The organism is Pseudomonas sp. 05N433 (assembly GCF_056396925.1).
In genome coordinates, this window is sequence record NZ_JBFTML010000001.1 from 1 (window position 1) to 15,698 (window position 15,698).

At 60.4% G+C, this 15,698-nt stretch carries 14 protein-coding genes and 1 pseudogene; 11 read left to right on the forward strand and 4 right to left on the reverse strand.

Features of this window, described 5'->3' with window-relative positions:
• Positions 1-228 precede the first annotated feature (228 nt).
• Positions 229-1,722 (reverse strand): CoA-acylating methylmalonate-semialdehyde dehydrogenase, encoded by a 1,494-nt coding sequence (locus tag AC1DIS_RS00005; protein WP_477780695.1) that lies wholly within the window; start codon positions 1,720-1,722, stop codon positions 229-231.
• A gap of 63 nt (positions 1,723-1,785) precedes the next feature.
• A complete protein-coding gene (gene aptA / locus AC1DIS_RS00010) occupies positions 1,786-3,135 on the reverse strand; it encodes an omega-aminotransferase AptA (protein WP_064616092.1) in 1,350 nt (449 codons plus the stop codon).
• Positions 3,136-3,261: 126 nt separating this feature from the next.
• Here aptA and AC1DIS_RS00015 point away from each other — a divergent pair, with 126 nt between their 5' ends.
• The 3 genes from AC1DIS_RS00015 to AC1DIS_RS00025 all read left to right on the forward strand — a co-directional run bounded on the left by AC1DIS_RS00015 (position 3,262) and on the right by AC1DIS_RS00025 (position 5,532).
• Positions 3,262-4,182, forward strand: coding sequence for a LysR family transcriptional regulator (locus AC1DIS_RS00015; RefSeq protein WP_007940170.1), 921 nt, complete (start codon positions 3,262-3,264; stop codon positions 4,180-4,182).
• A gap of 110 nt (positions 4,183-4,292) precedes the next feature.
• A complete protein-coding gene (locus AC1DIS_RS00020) occupies positions 4,293-4,943 on the forward strand; it encodes a TetR/AcrR family transcriptional regulator (RefSeq protein ID WP_018928367.1) in 651 nt (216 codons plus the stop codon).
• Positions 4,944-4,950: 7 nt separating this feature from the next.
• Complete coding sequence (locus AC1DIS_RS00025) at positions 4,951-5,532, forward strand: IMPACT family protein (RefSeq protein ID WP_477744155.1); 582 nt, start codon at positions 4,951-4,953, stop codon at positions 5,530-5,532.
• Between the two features lie 370 nt (positions 5,533-5,902).
• On the opposite strand, the gene AC1DIS_RS00030 is transcribed toward AC1DIS_RS00025, so the two are convergent.
• Complete coding sequence (locus tag AC1DIS_RS00030; protein WP_258613062.1) at positions 5,903-6,079, reverse strand: hypothetical protein; 177 nt, start codon at positions 6,077-6,079, stop codon at positions 5,903-5,905.
• A 30-nt stretch (positions 6,080-6,109) separates the two neighbouring features.
• Here AC1DIS_RS00030 and AC1DIS_RS00035 point away from each other — a divergent pair, with 30 nt between their 5' ends.
• From AC1DIS_RS00035 to AC1DIS_RS00045, 3 genes are read left to right on the forward strand one after another with little or no spacing between them, the layout of a single operon-like run.
• Entirely contained in the window at positions 6,110-7,675 is a 1,566-nt protein-coding gene (locus tag AC1DIS_RS00035; protein ID WP_477744156.1) for an ABC transporter ATP-binding protein, read from the forward strand.
• 11 nt (positions 7,676-7,686) lie between these two features.
• On the forward strand, positions 7,687-8,793 hold the full coding sequence (locus AC1DIS_RS00040; protein WP_477744157.1) for an ABC transporter permease: 1,107 nt from the start codon (positions 7,687-7,689) through the stop codon (positions 8,791-8,793).
• A complete protein-coding gene (locus AC1DIS_RS00045) occupies positions 8,793-9,719 on the forward strand; it encodes an ABC transporter permease (protein WP_477744158.1) in 927 nt (308 codons plus the stop codon). The genes AC1DIS_RS00040 and AC1DIS_RS00045 overlap by 1 nt, the downstream gene beginning before the upstream one ends.
• On the opposite strand, the pseudogene AC1DIS_RS00050 reads toward AC1DIS_RS00045, so the two are convergent.
• Positions 9,716-9,976: pseudogene (locus tag AC1DIS_RS00050) on the reverse strand (hypothetical protein); the annotation flags it as partial. The gene AC1DIS_RS00045 and the pseudogene AC1DIS_RS00050 sit on opposite strands and share 4 nt — an antisense overlap.
• Here AC1DIS_RS00050 and AC1DIS_RS00055 point away from each other — a divergent pair.
• The 5 genes from AC1DIS_RS00055 to AC1DIS_RS00075 all read left to right on the forward strand — a co-directional run bounded on the left by AC1DIS_RS00055 (position 9,916) and on the right by AC1DIS_RS00075 (position 15,648).
• Positions 9,916-10,659 carry an SDR family oxidoreductase gene (locus tag AC1DIS_RS00055; protein WP_477780712.1) on the forward strand — a complete coding sequence of 248 codons (744 nt, stop codon included), beginning with the start codon at positions 9,916-9,918 and terminating at the stop codon, positions 10,657-10,659. The pseudogene AC1DIS_RS00050 and the gene AC1DIS_RS00055 sit on opposite strands and share 61 nt — an antisense overlap.
• A 190-nt stretch (positions 10,660-10,849) precedes the next feature.
• The gene (locus AC1DIS_RS00060; protein ID WP_477744161.1) at positions 10,850-12,208 is read left to right on the forward strand and encodes an 8-oxoguanine deaminase; all 1,359 of its coding nucleotides are present in this window, start codon (positions 10,850-10,852) and stop codon (positions 12,206-12,208) included.
• Between the two features lie 277 nt (positions 12,209-12,485).
• Positions 12,486-13,568, forward strand: coding sequence for a BMP family ABC transporter substrate-binding protein (locus tag AC1DIS_RS00065; protein WP_018928375.1), 1,083 nt, complete (start codon positions 12,486-12,488; stop codon positions 13,566-13,568).
• Between the two features lie 79 nt (positions 13,569-13,647).
• Positions 13,648-14,613: an isopenicillin N synthase family dioxygenase gene (locus tag AC1DIS_RS00070; protein WP_305411026.1), complete on the forward strand. Its 966-nt coding sequence runs from the start codon at positions 13,648-13,650 to the stop codon at positions 14,611-14,613.
• A gap of 81 nt (positions 14,614-14,694) precedes the next feature.
• Positions 14,695-15,648, forward strand: a complete 954-nt coding sequence (locus tag AC1DIS_RS00075; RefSeq protein ID WP_477744162.1) for an adenosine deaminase — start codon at positions 14,695-14,697, stop codon at positions 15,646-15,648.
• The last annotated feature ends 50 nt before the right edge of the window (positions 15,649-15,698 follow it).

The following is a 15,698-nucleotide window of genomic DNA, read 5'->3' on the forward strand; positions in this document are numbered from 1 at the left end:
CTTATCAACTCCTTCTGGCTTCGATGAACTGAAGCGTAACCGCTGTCGAAAACTGCGTAACTCGTTGTTTACCAAGGAGTTTTCCGTTTCGACTGCGCCGGAAGTGGGGCGAATTATAGACGTCCAGGATCTGCCGTCAACCTCTAATTTCACATTTCTGTCATATCGGTCAAAACAGCCCGAAAACACAAAGGCCGACCTCAAGAGGTCGGCCTTCTGCCCTTCTACTTACAAGCTAGGGAATGCGAATTGCGAAGCTTCATGGCTTGCCCGTTGCGGCCAGCGCTGGGTAATAGCCTTGCGACGCGTATAGAACCGCACGCCATCCGGGCCATAAGCATGCAGATCGCCGAACAGCGAACGCTTCCAGCCGCCAAAGCTGTGATACGCCACTGGCACCGGCAACGGTACGTTGACGCCGACCATACCCACTTCGATCTCATCGCAGAACAACCGCGCCGCTTCCCCATCACGGGTAAAGATGCAGGTGCCATTGCCATACTCGTGATCATTGATCAGTTGCATCGCCTCTTCCAGGCTGTTGACCCGGACGACGCACAGCACCGGCCCGAAGATCTCTTCTTTATAGATGCGCATCTCTGGCGTGACGTTATCGAACAGGCAGCCACCCAGGAAGAAGCCGTCCTCATGACCGGCCACGCTCAGACCACGACCGTCCACCACCAGCTTCGCACCGGCGCCTACGCCGTCTTCAACATAACCGCTGACCTTGTCCCGCGCCTGACCGGTGACCAGAGGCCCCATGTCCAGGCCACAAGTTGTACCAGCGCCGATTTTCAGTGCCTTGATCTGCGGTGTCAGTTTGGCCACCAACGCATCCGCCACCTGGTCACCGACACACACGGCCACCGAAATCGCCATGCAGCGCTCACCGCACGAACCGTAAGCGGCGCCCATCAACGCGCTGACCGCGTTATCCAGATCCGCATCCGGCATCAATACCGCATGGTTCTTCGCCCCGCCCAGCGCCTGGACGCGTTTGCCGCGCTTGGTGCCTTCGGCGTAGATGTATTCGGCAATCGGCGTCGAACCGACGAAGCTCAACGCTTTGACTTCCGGCGCTTCAATCAGTGCGTCCACTGCGGCCTTGTCGCCATGCACCACACTCAGCACGCCTTTCGGCAGGCCGGCTTCCAGTAACAATTGAGCGATCAGCAGCGTGGAGCTTGGATCGCGCTCAGACGGCTTGAGGATAAAGCAGTTGCCACAGACGATCGCCAACGGATACATCCACAGCGGCACCATGGCCGGGAAGTTGAACGGGGTAATGCCGGCCACTACGCCCAATGGCTGGAAATCCGACCAGGCATCGATGTTCGGCCCGACATTACGGCTGTACTCACCCTTGAGGATTTCTGGTGCCGCGCACGCGAACTCGACGTTCTCGATCCCGCGCTTCAATTCACCGGCAGCATCTTCCAGGGTCTTGCCGTGTTCTTCGCTGATCAGTTGTGCGATGCGGGATTCGTTCTGTTCCAGCAGTTGCTTGAAACGGAACATCACCTGAGCGCGCTTGGCCGCTGGCGTATTGCSCCAGGCCGGGAACGCAGCCTTGGCCGAGTCGATGGCTTTCTGAATGGTTTCGCGGCTGGCCAACGGCAGCTTGTGGATAACCTGGCCGGTGGACGGGTTGAACACATCGGCCGTGCGACCGTCTTCGGTCACCAGTTCGCCATTGATCAAATGCGGGATGAGGCTCATGCGGGGCTCCTGAAATTGTCCACAGGCGTCCTTTGAAAGGACGCCTTTATATAGAAGAGGGAATCAGTCGATCTTGTTCAGCACTTCGCCGACTGCATCGAACAGACGATCAAGGTCCTGCGGCTTGCTGTTGAAGGTTGGGCCGAACTGCAGGGTGTCGCCGCCGAAGCGCACGTAGAACCCGGCTTTCCACAGCGCCATGCCAGCTTCGAACGGACGCACGATGGCATCGCCGTCGCGAGGTGCAATCTGGATCGCACCGGCCAACCCGTAGTTGCGAATGTCGATGACGTTCTTGCTGCCCTTCACACCGTGCAGTGCGTTTTCGAAATGCGGTGCGACTTCGGCCACGCTCTGCACCAGGTTTTCCTTTTGCAGCAGGTCGAGTGCCGCCAGGCCTGCGGCGCAAGCCACCGGGTGCGCGGAATAGGTGTAGCCGTGCGGGAATTCCACCGCGTACTCAGGCGTCGCCTGGTTCATGAAGGTCTGGTAGATCTCGGAGCTGGCAATCACCGCGCCCATCGGGATCGCGCCGTTGGTGACTTGCTTGGCAATACACATCAGGTCCGGAGTGACACCAAAGCTGTCGGCACCGAACATCGAACCGGTACGACCGAAACCGGTGATCACTTCGTCGAACACCAGCAGGATGTTGTGCTGATCGCAGATCTCGCGCAGACGTTTGAGGTAACCCTGCGGCGGAACCAGCACGCCAGCGGAGCCGGCCAATGGCTCGACGAATACCGCTGCGATGTTCGAGGCATCGTGCAGTTCGATCAACTTGAGCAATTCATCCGCCAGCGCGATACCACCCTGCCCCGGCATGCCACGAGTGAAAGCATTGCTCGCCAACAAGGTGTGCGGCAGATGATCGACATCCATCATCGCCTGACCGAACAGTTTGCGGTTGCCGTTCACGCCGCCGAGGCTGGTGCCGGCGATGTTCACGCCGTGATAACCACGAGCGCGGCCGATCATCTTGGTCTTGGTCGCCTGGCCTTTCAGGCGCCAGTAGGCACGCACCATTTTCACCGCGGTATCTGCACATTCGGAACCCGAATCGGTGAAGAACACGTGATTCAGATTGCCCGGGGTCAGGTCGGTGATTTTCTCGGCCAACTGGAACGACAGCGGGTGACCGTACTGGAAGCCCGGCGAGTAATCGAGAGTGCCCAATTGCTTGGCCACCGCCTCCTGGATTTCCTTGCGGGTGTGCCCGGCGCCGCAGGTCCACAGACCCGAGAGCGAATCGTAGACCTTGCGGCCCTTGTCGTCTGTCAGCCAACTGCCCTCGGCCGCCACGATCAGGCGCGGGTCGCGCTGGAAATTGCGGTTCGCGGTGTAGGGCATCCAGTGAGCGTCAAGCTTGAGCTGGCTGGCCAGGGAAGTCGGGGCGTTTTCAGGCACGTTCATGGGCAAAACCTCGCAGGGCAAAATAAGCGGCGTGGAGATCAAAAGCGTTCTTGCAGCTAAATTGCCACGGGGATAAAGTCGATGAAATCCAACTTTTCTAACCTTCAGTCAGACCCGGACTAAACTATGAGTACCCGTCGCCCCGATCCGCTGGCGCAAGTCAGTGACTTTGATATCCGCCTGCTGCGGATTTTTCGCAGCGTGGTGGAGTGTGGCGGCTTCTCCGCGGCGGAATCGGTGCTGGGTATCGGTCGCTCGGCCATCAGCCAGCAAATGAGCGATCTGGAGCAACGCCTGGGGCTGCGCCTGTGCCAGCGAGGTCGCGCGGGGTTTTCCCTGACCGAAGAAGGCCGTGAGGTCTACCAATCTGCGTTGCAGCTATTAAGTGCGCTGGAAAGTTTCCGCACCGAGGTCAACGGCCTGCACCAACACTTGCGCGGCGAATTAACCATCGGCCTGACCGACAACCTGGTCACCCTGCCCCACATGCGCATCACCCACGCCCTGGCCCAATTGAAGGAACGCGGCCCCGACGTGCAGATCCAGATCCGCATGATTGCGCCCAATGAAGTCGAACAAGGCGTGCTCGACGGTCGCTTGCATGTCGGCGTGGTGCCGCAAGCCAGCGCGTTGTCGGGGCTGGAGTATCAGCCGCTCTACAGCGAACGCTCGCTGCTGTATTGCGCGGTCGGCCATCCGCTGTTCTATGTCGACGACAAACAACTGGATGATGAGCGCCTCAACAGCCAGGACGCCATCGCCCCGACCTTCCGTTTGCCCGCCGAGATTCAGGCCCATTACCAGGCGCTCAATTGCACCGCCAGTGCGTCGGATCGCGAGGGCATGGCCTTTCTGATCCTGACCGGGCGCTACATTGGTTACCTGCCGGATCACTACGCCAGCCTCTGGGTGCAGCAAGGCCGTTTGCGTGCACTGAAACCCAAGGCACGTTTTTATGACCTGAGCCTGGCATCGGTTACACGCAAGGGCCGTCGCCCGCATCTGGTTCTGGAGAGTTTTTTGGAGAGTCTGGCGGCGACTCGCTGAAAGCTTGTGGGAGCGGTGCCCAAGGTTTTATCGCCATAGGACTTGTCTGAGGCCCGTGGGTGCGCTATCAACGCATCTGGTTGCACCCATCTACCTGTTCGGAAGTGCCTATGACCTTTGAAGTCCCAGCCCACGGCGGCAAACCCGCCGGCCGCATTCGTCAGAAGAACGAAGAGACCATCATCAAAGCCGCCGAAGACGAGTTCGCCCGTCACGGGTTCAAAGGCACCAGCATGAACACCATCGCGCAGAAAGCCGGGTTGCCCAAAGCGAATCTGCATTACTACTTCACCAACAAACTCGGTTTGTACGTGGCGGTGCTGAGTAACATCCTTGAATTGTGGGACAGCACCTTCAATACCCTGACCGTCGAGGACGATCCGGCAGAAGCATTGACGCGATACATTCGCGCCAAAATGGAATTCTCCCGGCGCCAGCCACAAGCTTCGCGGGTCTTCGCCATGGAGGTCATCAGCGGCGGTGATTGCCTGACCGAGCATTTCAACCAGGACTACCGCACCTGGTTTCAAGGTCGGGCCGCGGTATTCCAGGCGTGGATCGACGCCGGCAAAATGGACCCGATCGACCCGGTGCACCTGATTTTCCTGCTGTGGGGCAGCACCCAGCATTACGCCGACTTTGCCACGCAGATCTGCCGTGTCACCGGGCGCACCAAGTTGACCAAGCAAGACATGGAAGACGCCGGCAGCAACCTGATTCGCATCATTCTCAAAGGCTGCGGCCTGACGCCGGCTATTTAAGACACCCATGCCTTTTACCCTCAGCGATTTTTGCGAATACCGCGAAGAGATTCGCAAGAGCCGCTTCATCGCCCTCGCCGCGCCGATCGCCAGCGCAGCCGATGCCCAGGCGTTCATCGAGCAACACAGTGATTTGAACGCCTCGCACAATTGCTGGGCCTGGAAGCTCGGCGATCAATACCGCAGCACTGACGATGGCGAACCCGGTGGCACCGCTGGCCGGCCGATCCTTGCGGCGATTGAAGCGCAGGATTGCGATCAGGTCGCGGTCGTAGTGATCCGCTGGTATGGCGGCATCCAGTTGGGCACCGGCGGCCTCGCCCGAGCGTACGGCGGCAGTGCCAACAAATGCCTGCAAGGGGCACCGAAAGTCGAGTTGATCAGTCGGGTGCCGGTCAGTTGTGCCTGTGCATTTGGCGAGTTGGCGTTGGTGAAGCTTCGGGTCGCGGAGCTGGGTGGTTTGGTGGTGGAGGAAACCTTCACGGCCAATGGTGTGGAACTGCAATTGGCGATTGGCGACGGGCAGATAAGTACGCTGCAAACGCAGCTGGCGGACTTAAGTCGCGGGCGTATTTTGTTGCAGCGTTAAGATCAAAAGATCGCAACCTTCGGCAGCTCTACGCGCCTGTGGCCGCTGCGATCTTTTGGGGCACCCCGATTTTCTTTGCTCTCGACACTTGCCCACATCTGCTGTGCACCCGGCTGTGGATAACCTGAGCACATTCTGCTGTAACCCTTCTGTCATGCGGCTTTGCGGGCTTTGCTCATTTTTCGTCCAACTCGCCATCCGCGACGTTTATTCCACGTAAAAACAATCAGTTAGAGTGGTTTATCGCCATTAGAAGAAAGCCCCTCGGTGCTTATGCCCACACGGTCGGCTTGCGCACAGATACTGTGGAACAAGCTGTGGATAACCCGTTCATGGCTGGCGCAGCCCCATGCCTGACAATGCCTGCAGCTTATTGCTCGTTTTTTGACCAATTGATCGCGCGCAAAACCGGAGCCTGATCCAAAACCTTGCCCTCAAGTGGTGCCTCTCCAGGAGTTGGAATAGGTCGAGGCAGCGTCCGCAACGGCTGTGCCAACAGGCTTTTGCCGATTTCCTGACTCAATGGCCAGGAAATTGCTTTATCCACAGGCATATCCTTTTGCGACCCGAGCCTGTCATGTCCAACCCTGCGCCTCCCCCCGATCAAACACCCCGCCTGCAATTGCGCAGAATCAGCAAACGTTACCCCGGTTGCCTGGCCAACGATGCCATCGACTTGAGCATTGCGCCCGGTGAAATCCACGCCCTGCTCGGCGAAAACGGTGCGGGCAAAAGTACCCTGATGAAGATCATCTACGGCGTCACACACGCCGACTCAGGGGAGATGATCTGGCAGGGCCAGCGCGTGACCATGCGCAATCCGGCCCAGGCCCGCAGCCTCGGGATCGGCATGGTGTTCCAGCATTTCTCGCTGTTCGAAACCCTGAGCGTGGCGCAGAACATCGCCTTGGCGATGGGCGCTGCGGCCGGTACGCCGAAGCAGCTTGAACCGAAAATCCGCGAGGTGTCCCAACGCTATGGCATGGCGCTGGAACCGGAGCGACTGGTCCACAGCCTGTCCATCGGCGAGCGTCAGCGGGTGGAAATCATTCGCTGCCTGATGCAGGACATCCGCCTGCTGATTCTCGATGAACCGACGTCGGTACTGACCCCGCAAGAGGCCGACGAATTGTTCATCACGTTGCGCCGACTGGCCGCCGAGGGCTGCAGCATTCTGTTCATCAGCCACAAGCTCGGCGAAGTGCGCGCGCTGTGCCACAGCGCCACGGTGTTGCGCGGCGGACGAGTGGCCGGGCATTGCGTGCCGGCCGAGTGTTCGGACCGGCAACTGGCGCAGTTGATGGTCGGTGAAGCCGCTGAGCTGATTACTGACTATCCGAAGGTCAGGGGGGCTGACGCGTTTCTGAACGTGACCGGATTGTCCTGGTACAACCCGGACCCGTTCGGCTGCTCGCTCAAGGACATTGATCTCGAGGTGCGCAGCGGTGAAATCGTCGGTATCGCCGGGGTGGCCGGCAATGGCCAGGATGAGTTGCTGGCCTTGCTCAGCGGTGAAGAACAGCTACCGAGGAATGACGGCGCTACGATCTGTTTCGCCGGGCAACCGGTGGCGCACCTGCGGCCGGATGCACGACGCAAACTCGGCCTGGCCTTCGTCCCCGCCGAGCGTCTGGGCCATGGCGCGGTACCGGAACTGAGCCTGGCGGATAACGCCCTGCTCACCGCATTTCAACAAGGGCTGGTCAGCAATGGATTGATCCAGCGCAGCAAAGTCGAGGCACTGGCCGAAGACATCATCCGCCGCTTCGGGGTCAAGACACCCGATGCCCAGGCACCGGCTCGCAGCCTGTCTGGTGGCAACTTGCAGAAATTCATCCTCGGCCGGGAAATCCTTCAGCAACCCAGGTTGTTGGTGGCCGCGCACCCGACCTGGGGCGTGGACGTCGGCGCCGCCGCAACCATTCACCGAGCACTGATTGCCTTGCGCGACGCTGGCGCGGCGATCCTGGTGATCTCCGAAGACCTCGACGAACTGTTCCAGATCAGCGATCGCCTCGGCGCCCTGTGTGGCGGCCGGCTGTCGGCACTGCAAGCCACCGTCGACACCCGCCTGATCGATGTCGGCGGCTGGATGGCCGGCCAGTTCGATGCACCCCAATCACCTGCACCCGTAACGTTTTAACGGAGTTTCACATGCTGCTTTCTCTCGAATCCCGTGGCCAGCAATCGCGCCTGATGTTGTGGTGCTCGCCGTTGCTGGCGGCTGTGTTGACCCTGGGCTGTGGCTCATTATTGTTTATCGCGCTGGGCCACGACCCGTTGCTGACCTTGCACACCTTGCTGATTGCACCGATCAGCGACCTGTACGGGGTCTCTGAGTTGTTGGTCAAAGCATTGCCGATTCTGCTCTGTGCATTGGGCCTGGCAGTGGCGTATCAGGCACGGATCTGGAACATCGGCGCCGAAGGTCAGTTGCTGCTCGGCGCCTTGGCCGGCAGTGCATTGGCGGTGAACATCATCGACCTGCAAAGCCGTTGGGCACTGGTGTTGATCCTGCTCACCGGCACCCTGGCCGGTGCCGCATGGGCCGGGCTGACGGCATGGTTGCGCACACGCTTCAACGCCAATGAAATCCTCACCAGCATCATGCTCAATTACATCGCGTTGAACCTGCTGCTGTTCTGCGTCCACGGGCCGCTGAAGGACCCGGCCGGGTTCAACTTTCCGGAGTCGGCGATGTTTGGCGATGCCAGTCGTTTGCCGTTGTTGATGGAGGACGGTCGGGTCCATGCGGGCGTGTATTTCGCCTTGCTCGCGCTGGTTGCGGTGTGGGTGTTGTTGCAGAAGAGCTTTGTCGGTTTCCAGATCAAAGTGCTCGGGCTGGACAAGCGCGCGGCGGGTTTTGTCGGCTTTCGCGAGAAGCGGCTGATCTGGCTGGCGCTGTTGATCAGCGGTGGCCTGGCGGGGCTGGCCGGGGTTTGCGAAGTCACCGGGCCCATCGGCCAACTGGTGCCGCAGGTTTCGCCGGGTTATGGCTATGCGGCGATCACCGTGGCGTTTCTCGGGCGGCTGAATCCCATCGGCATTCTGTTTTCCAGCCTGTTGATGGCGCTGCTGTACATCGGTGGCGAAAGCGCGCAGATGAGCATGAACCTGCCGCAAGCCATCACTCAATTGTTCCAGGGGATGATGCTGTTTTTCCTGCTGGCCAGTGACGTGCTGATTCTCTACCGACCACGTTTGAACCTGCGCTGGGTACGGCGCACCTCGACCACCGCCGTACAAGCAGGAGCCTTGTGATGGATATCGATCTGCTGAGCAATATTCTCTATGCCATGGTGCGCTGCGGCACACCGCTGTTATTGGTGGCGTTGGGCGAGTTGATCTGCGAGAAGAGCGGCGTCCTCAATCTTGGGCAGGAAGGCATGATGCTGTTTGGGGCGGTGATCGGTTTTATCGTCGCCCTGAACAGCGGCAACCTCTGGCTCGGCGTGTTGCTGGCGATGTTCGCCGGGATGCTGTTGTCGTCACTGTTCGCCCTGGTAGCGCTGGTGTTCAACGCCAACCAGGTGGCGACAGGGTTGGCATTGACGATCTTCGGCGTGGGCCTGTCGACCTTCGTTGGCGCTGCGTGGGTCGGCAAACCGTTGGCGGGTTTCGAGCCGCTGGCGATTCCTTATCTGAGTGAAATTCCGCTGATCGGGCGGATGCTGTTTGCCCAGGACCTGCTGGTGTATCTGTCGTTTGCCCTGTTTGCGCTGGTGGCCTGGGTGATTGTGAGAAGTCGCGTCGGGTTGATTATTCAGGCGGTCGGCGAAAGCCCGGACGCCGCCAGTGCAATGGGCTTGCCGGTGTTGCGCGTGCGTACGCTGGCGGTGCTGTTTGGCGGGGCGATGGCGGGGTTGGCGGGGGCATATTTGTCCCTGGCCTATACGCCGATGTGGGCAGAGAACATGAGCGCCGGTCGCGGCTGGATTGCCCTGGCGCTGGTGGTGTTTGCCAGTTGGCGAGTGTGGCGGTTGCTGCTTGGAGCGTATCTGTTCGGTCTCGCCAGCATCCTGCATTTGGTGGCGCAGGGGTTGGGGCTGGCGATTGCGTCGAGTCTGCTGGCGATGCTGCCGTATGTCGCGACCATTGTGGTGTTGGTGCTGCTGTCCCGGGATGCCGTGCGCACACGATTGTATGCGCCGGTGTCGTTGGGGCAGCCGTGGCGGGCGGGGCATTAAATGGTGGCCCGCGAAGGCGTCCGAACAGGCAACGCTTGGGCCACACCCCACATCAGTTCAAAGAACAGGAAAATCACCAATAGCGAACTCGCCCCACGGGCCAGCGCATAAGCCTGCCAGGCCGAAAACAGAAACCTCCCCACCGCGTCATATCGCCCAAACATCTGCTGCGGATCGCGAATCCGCAGCACGGCCCATACGCACACAATCGAGCCCAACAGATTCGCCATCAACATGTGCACCGGCTCGAACGGCGGTCACGGCAAAAACCGCACTCATCATCGGCGCCTCCCGGGGTCTGGGCCTCGGTCTGGTGAAAACCCTGCTGGCCGACGGCTGGCAAGTCACCGCCACCGTGCGCAACCCGCAGAGCGCCGAAGTCTTGCAGGCGTTAGGCAAGGTACGGATCGAAAAACTCGACATGGACGACCAGCAAGCGGTCATCGCCCTCAGCCAACAGCTCAAGGGCGAAGTCTTCGACCTGTTGTTCGTGAATGCCGGTGTCAAGGGGCCAGAGGTCCAGACGCCGGGTGGCGCGACCCTGGCCGAGGTCGGTCAATTGTTCTTCACCAACGCCGTGGCGCCGATCAACCTGGCCCAGCGCTTCGTCGCGCAGATTCGTGAAGGCAGCGGCGTGCTGGCGTTCATGAGTTCGGTGCTGGGCAGCGTGACCATGCCCGACGCGCCGGAGCTGGCGCTGTACAAGGCCAGCAAAGCGGCGCTGAACTCGATGACCAACAGCTTCGTCACGCAATTGGGCGAACAGAAACTCACCATGCTGTCGCTGCACCCGGGCTGGGTAAAGACCGACATGGGTGGCGAAGGTGCCGACATCGATGTGGAAACCAGCACCCGCGGGCTGATCGATCAGGTGAATGCGTATGCCGGCAAGGGCGGGCATCATTTTGTGAACTACCGGGGTGAAACCATTCCCTGGTAACACTCCCCCCTGTGGGAACTGGCTTGCCCGGCTCCCACAGGCTTTTGCATCGTCTGGTCGCGTGAGGCTTGCCCGCAACACGGTTTTGTTCGAAACTCCGCACCTCGCCCCCCGCGGCGACCCTGGATCAGCAGACAGGGCAACACTGAGCTGGCAACCCTGAACCCCACTTTCAGAGGAGCCGGCCACTATGCCTGCGACCCGTACCTGGTTAAAAAATCCCCTCGCCATTTTCACGGCCAACGCGCTCGATGCCCGTGGCGGTCTGGTGCTGCAAGACGGTTTGATCGTCGAAGTGCTCGGCGTCGGCCAGCAACCGTCAGCACCCTGTGGACAAGTCTTTGATGCCCGCGAACATGTGATCTTGCCGGGGCTGATCAACACCCATCACCACTTCTATCAAACCCTGACCCGCGCCTGGGCGCCGGTGGTCAATCAGCCATTGTTCCCGTGGTTGAAAACCCTCTATCCGGTCTGGGCCCGGCTCACGCCGGAAAAACTCGCCCTCGCCACCAAAGTCGCCTTGGCCGAGTTGCTGCTGTCTGGCTGCACCACCGCGGCCGATCACCATTACCTGTTTCCTGAAGGCCTGGAAAATGCGATCGACGTGCAGGTCGAGAGTGTCCGCGAACTGGGCATGCGCGCCATGCTCACTCGCGGTTCAATGAGCCTTGGTGAAAAAGACGGGGGGCTGCCGCCGCAGCAAACTGTCCAGGAAGGCGAAGTGATTCTCGCCGACAGCCAACGCTTGATTGCCGAGTACCACGAACGGGGTGACGGCGCGCAAATCCAGATCGCTTTGGCGCCCTGCTCGCCATTTTCAGTAACCCCGCAAATCATGTCTGCCAGCGCCGAACTGGCAAACACCCTCGACGTGCGCCTGCACACTCACCTGGCCGAAACCCTCGATGAAGAAGACTTCTGTCTGCAACGCTTCGGCCTGCGTACCGTGGATTATCTGGACAGCGTCGGCTGGCTCGGCCCACGCACCTGGCTGGCCCACGGCATTCATTTCAACCCCGACGAAATCGCCCGCCTCGGCGCGGCCGGCACCGGTATTTGCCATTGCCCGAGTTCGAACATGCGCCTGGCTTCAGGGATTTGCCCAACCATCGAGTTGACCGACGCTGGCGCGTTGCTGGGCCTGGGCGTGGACGGTTCGGCGTCCAACGACGCCTCGAACATGATGCTCGAAACCCGACAGGCGCTGTACATCCAGCGTCTGCGTTATGGCGCAGAGAAGATCACCCCGGAACGCGTACTGGGCTGGGCCACCAAGGGCTCGGCGCAGTTGCTCGGGCGCAGCGACATCGGCGAACTGGCGGTGGGCAAGCAAGCGGATCTGGCGCTGTTCAAACTGGATGAACTGCGCTTCTCCGGCAGCCATGATCCGGTGTCGGCGCTGCTGCTGTGCGGCGCGGACCGGGCAGACCGGGTGATGATCGGCGGCAAGTGGCGGGTGATCGAGGGGCAAGTCGAGGGGCTGGATCTGAAAGGGTTGATTGCCGATCACAGCCAGGCGGCTCGGCAGTTGATCGCCGGCGTCTAAGTCGACGCAGACCTATTGCGGGAGACACTCGCACCAGCGGATGGCGTGAATTCGCGAGGGTGCACCGGGATGGTTCTGTGGTGGTCGTTAGGGCCCCTTCGCGGGCAAGCCTCGCTCCTACAGGAATTGTGCCTATCGCGGGATTGGGTGCAACGCAAAACCTGTAGGAGCGAGGCTTGCCCGCGAATGCCGTTATGCGGCCCCGGATTTTGTTGTCCTGTTGGTCAGCAATTTGCATTGACCCGGTACACCTCACAACAAAATGGAGTTCCAGTTCATGCACAAACGTCCGTTGAAGCAGCTGCTTTGCGCTGTCGCCGCAGCCATCGGTCTGAGCGCCAGCCTGACCGCCAGTGCTGCCGCCCCGCTGAAAGTCGGCTTCGTCTATATCGGCCCGATCGGTGATCACGGCTGGACGTATCAGCATGAACAGGGGCGCAAGGCGCTGGCGGAGAAGTTCGGTGACCAGATCACCACCAACTACGTGGAGAACGTCGCCGAAGGCGCCGATGCCGAGCGGGTGATCCGCAACATGGCCAAGGACCAGTACGACCTGATCTTCACCACGTCTTTCGGCTATATGAACCCGACCCTGAAAGTTGCCAAGCAATTTCCCAAGGTGACCTTCGAACACGCCACAGGCTACAAGCAGGACAAGAACCTCGGCACTTACCTGGCACGCACTTACGAGGGCCGCTACGTCGGCGGTTTCCTTGCGGCGAAGATGACCAAGACCAAGAAAATCGGCTACGTCGCTTCCTTCCCGATTCCAGAAGTGATCCGCGACATCAACGCCATCCAGCTGGCCCTGAACAAGTACAACCCGGGCACCGAGATCAAAGTGGTGTGGGTCAATTCCTGGTTCGATCCGGGCAAGGAAGCCGACGCCGCCAATGCGCTGATCGAYCAGGGCGTGGACGTGGTGTTCCAGCACACCGACAGCCCGGCGCCGATCCAGGCGGCAGAACGGCGTGGCGTGTATGCAGTCGGTTATGCATCGGACATGGCGCACTTCGGGCCGAAAGCGGTGTTGACGTCTATCGTCAACGACTGGGGCCCGCACTACATTCAGGCGACCCAAAGTGTGCTCGACCATGCATGGAAATCCCAGGATTACTGGGGCGGTTTGCAGGAAGGCACGGTTGAGCTGCCAATCAGCGACCTGGTGCCGGCCGCAGTGAAAACCGAAGCCGAGCAGATCATTGCCGACATCAAGAGCGGCGCGTTGCATCCGTTCACCGGGCCGATCAAGGATCAGGCCGGCGTGGAGAAAATCCCGGCGGGCGTGAGCGCGACCAATGCGCAACTGGCGTCGATGAACTACTACGTGGAAGGCATGAAGGCCGAGATGCCGAAGTAATTCCGGTCAGGAACACAAAACCCTGTGGGAGCGGGCTCGCTCCCACATAACAGCTCATCTGCTGGATGCAGGACTTCGCATGAACCGACTCCCGATCATCGACATCGCCCCGCTCTACAGCGATGACGCTCAAGCCTGGCAATCGGTCGCCACAGACATGGACCGCGCCTGCCGCGAATGGGGCTTTTTCTATATCAAGGGCCACCCGATCTCCCCGTCGCGCATCGAGGCCGTGCTCGACCATGCCCAACGCTTCTTCGCCCTGCCCGCCGCCGAAAAACTCAAGATCGACATCACCCGGACCCGCCACCACCGCGGCTATGGCGCCATCGCCACCGAACAACTCGACCCGAGCAAACCCAGCGACCTGAAAGAAACCTTCGACATGGGCCTGCACCTGCCCGCCGATCATCCCGAGGTGCTGGTGGACAAACCCCTGCGCGGCCCCAACCGTCATCCGTCGATGCCCGGTTGGGAAGCGCTGATGGAGCAACACTACGTCGACATGCAAGCACTCGCGCAAACCCTGCTGCGGGCCATGACCCTGGCATTGGGCATCGAGCGTGACTTCTTCGATAGCCGTTTCAAAGAGCCGGTCAGCGTGCTGCGGATGATTCATTACCCGCCACGTCACACGGCCAGCTCCTGCGATCAGCAAGGCGCCGGCGCCCACACCGATTACGGCTGCATCACCCTGCTCTACCAGGACGCCGCTGGCGGTTTGCAAGTGCGCAACGTAAAAGGCGAATGGATCGATGCACCGCCGATCGAAGGCACGTTCGTGGTCAACCTCGGCGACATGATGGCGCGCTGGAGCAACGACCGTTACCTGTCGACGCCACATCGGGTGATCAGCCCGCTGGGAGTGGATCGGTACTCGATGCCGTTCTTTGCCGAGCCACACCCCGACACCCCCATCGAATGCCTGCCCGGTTGCCAGGACGAACAGCATCCGGCGAAGTATCCGGCCACCACTTGCGCCGAATTCTTGCTCTCGCGCTTTGCCGACACCTACGCTTATCGACGGGAACAGGAAGCCGTGTAATGAACCGGCTGGTCAGGTTTTACTCATTGTTTCGGCGGGCATCTGTAGAATGCCCCCATTGCACTTGATGAGATTTCAAAAATGTACGACTGGCTGAACGCTCTGCCCAAGGCAGAATTGCACTTGCACCTGGAAGGTTCGCTGGAGCCTGAGCTGCTGTTCGCCCTGGCCGAACGCAACAAGATCGCCCTGCCGTGGAACGACGTCGACACCCTGCGCAAGGCCTACGCCTTCAACAACCTGCAAGAGTTTCTCGACCTGTATTACCAGGGCGCCGATGTGCTGCGCACCTCCCAGGATTTCTACGACCTGACCTGGGCCTACCTGTTGCGCTGCAAGGAACAGAACGTGATTCACACCGAACCGTTCTTCGACCCGCAAACCCACACCGACCGTGGCATCCCGTTCGAAGTGGTGCTCAACGGCATCGCCGCCGCATTGAAAGATGGCGAGCAGCAACTGGGGATCACCAGCGGTTTGATCCTCAGCTTCCTGCGCCACTTGAGCGAAGACGAAGCGCAGAAAACCCTCGACCAGGCGCTGCCGTTCCGTGATGCATTCGTGGCCGTGGGCCTGGACAGCTCTGAAATGGGCCACCCGCCGAGCAAGTTCCAGCGCGTATTTGACCGTGCCCGCCACGAAGGCTTCCTGACCGTGGCCCACGCCGGTGAAGAAGGCCCGCCCGAGTACATCTGGGAAGCCCTCGACCTGCTGAAAATCCAGCGCATCGACCACGGCGTGCGCGCCATCGAAGACGAGCGCTTGATGCAGCGGATCATCGATGAGCAGATCCCGCTGACGGTGTGCCCGTTGTCGAACACCAAGCTCTGCGTGTTTGATCACATGTCCCAGCACAACATCCTCGACATGCTCGAACGCGGCGTGAAGGTCACGGTGAACTCCGATGATCCGGCGTACTTCGGTGGCTATGTCACCGAGAACTTCCACGCGCTGTACACCGATCTGGGCATGACCCAGGATCAGGCCAAGCGTCTGGCGCAGAACAGCCTGGATGCGCGGTTGATGAAACCTTAAAGGTCACCCGATAAACCTGTAGGAGCGGGCCAGCCCGCTCCTACAGGTTC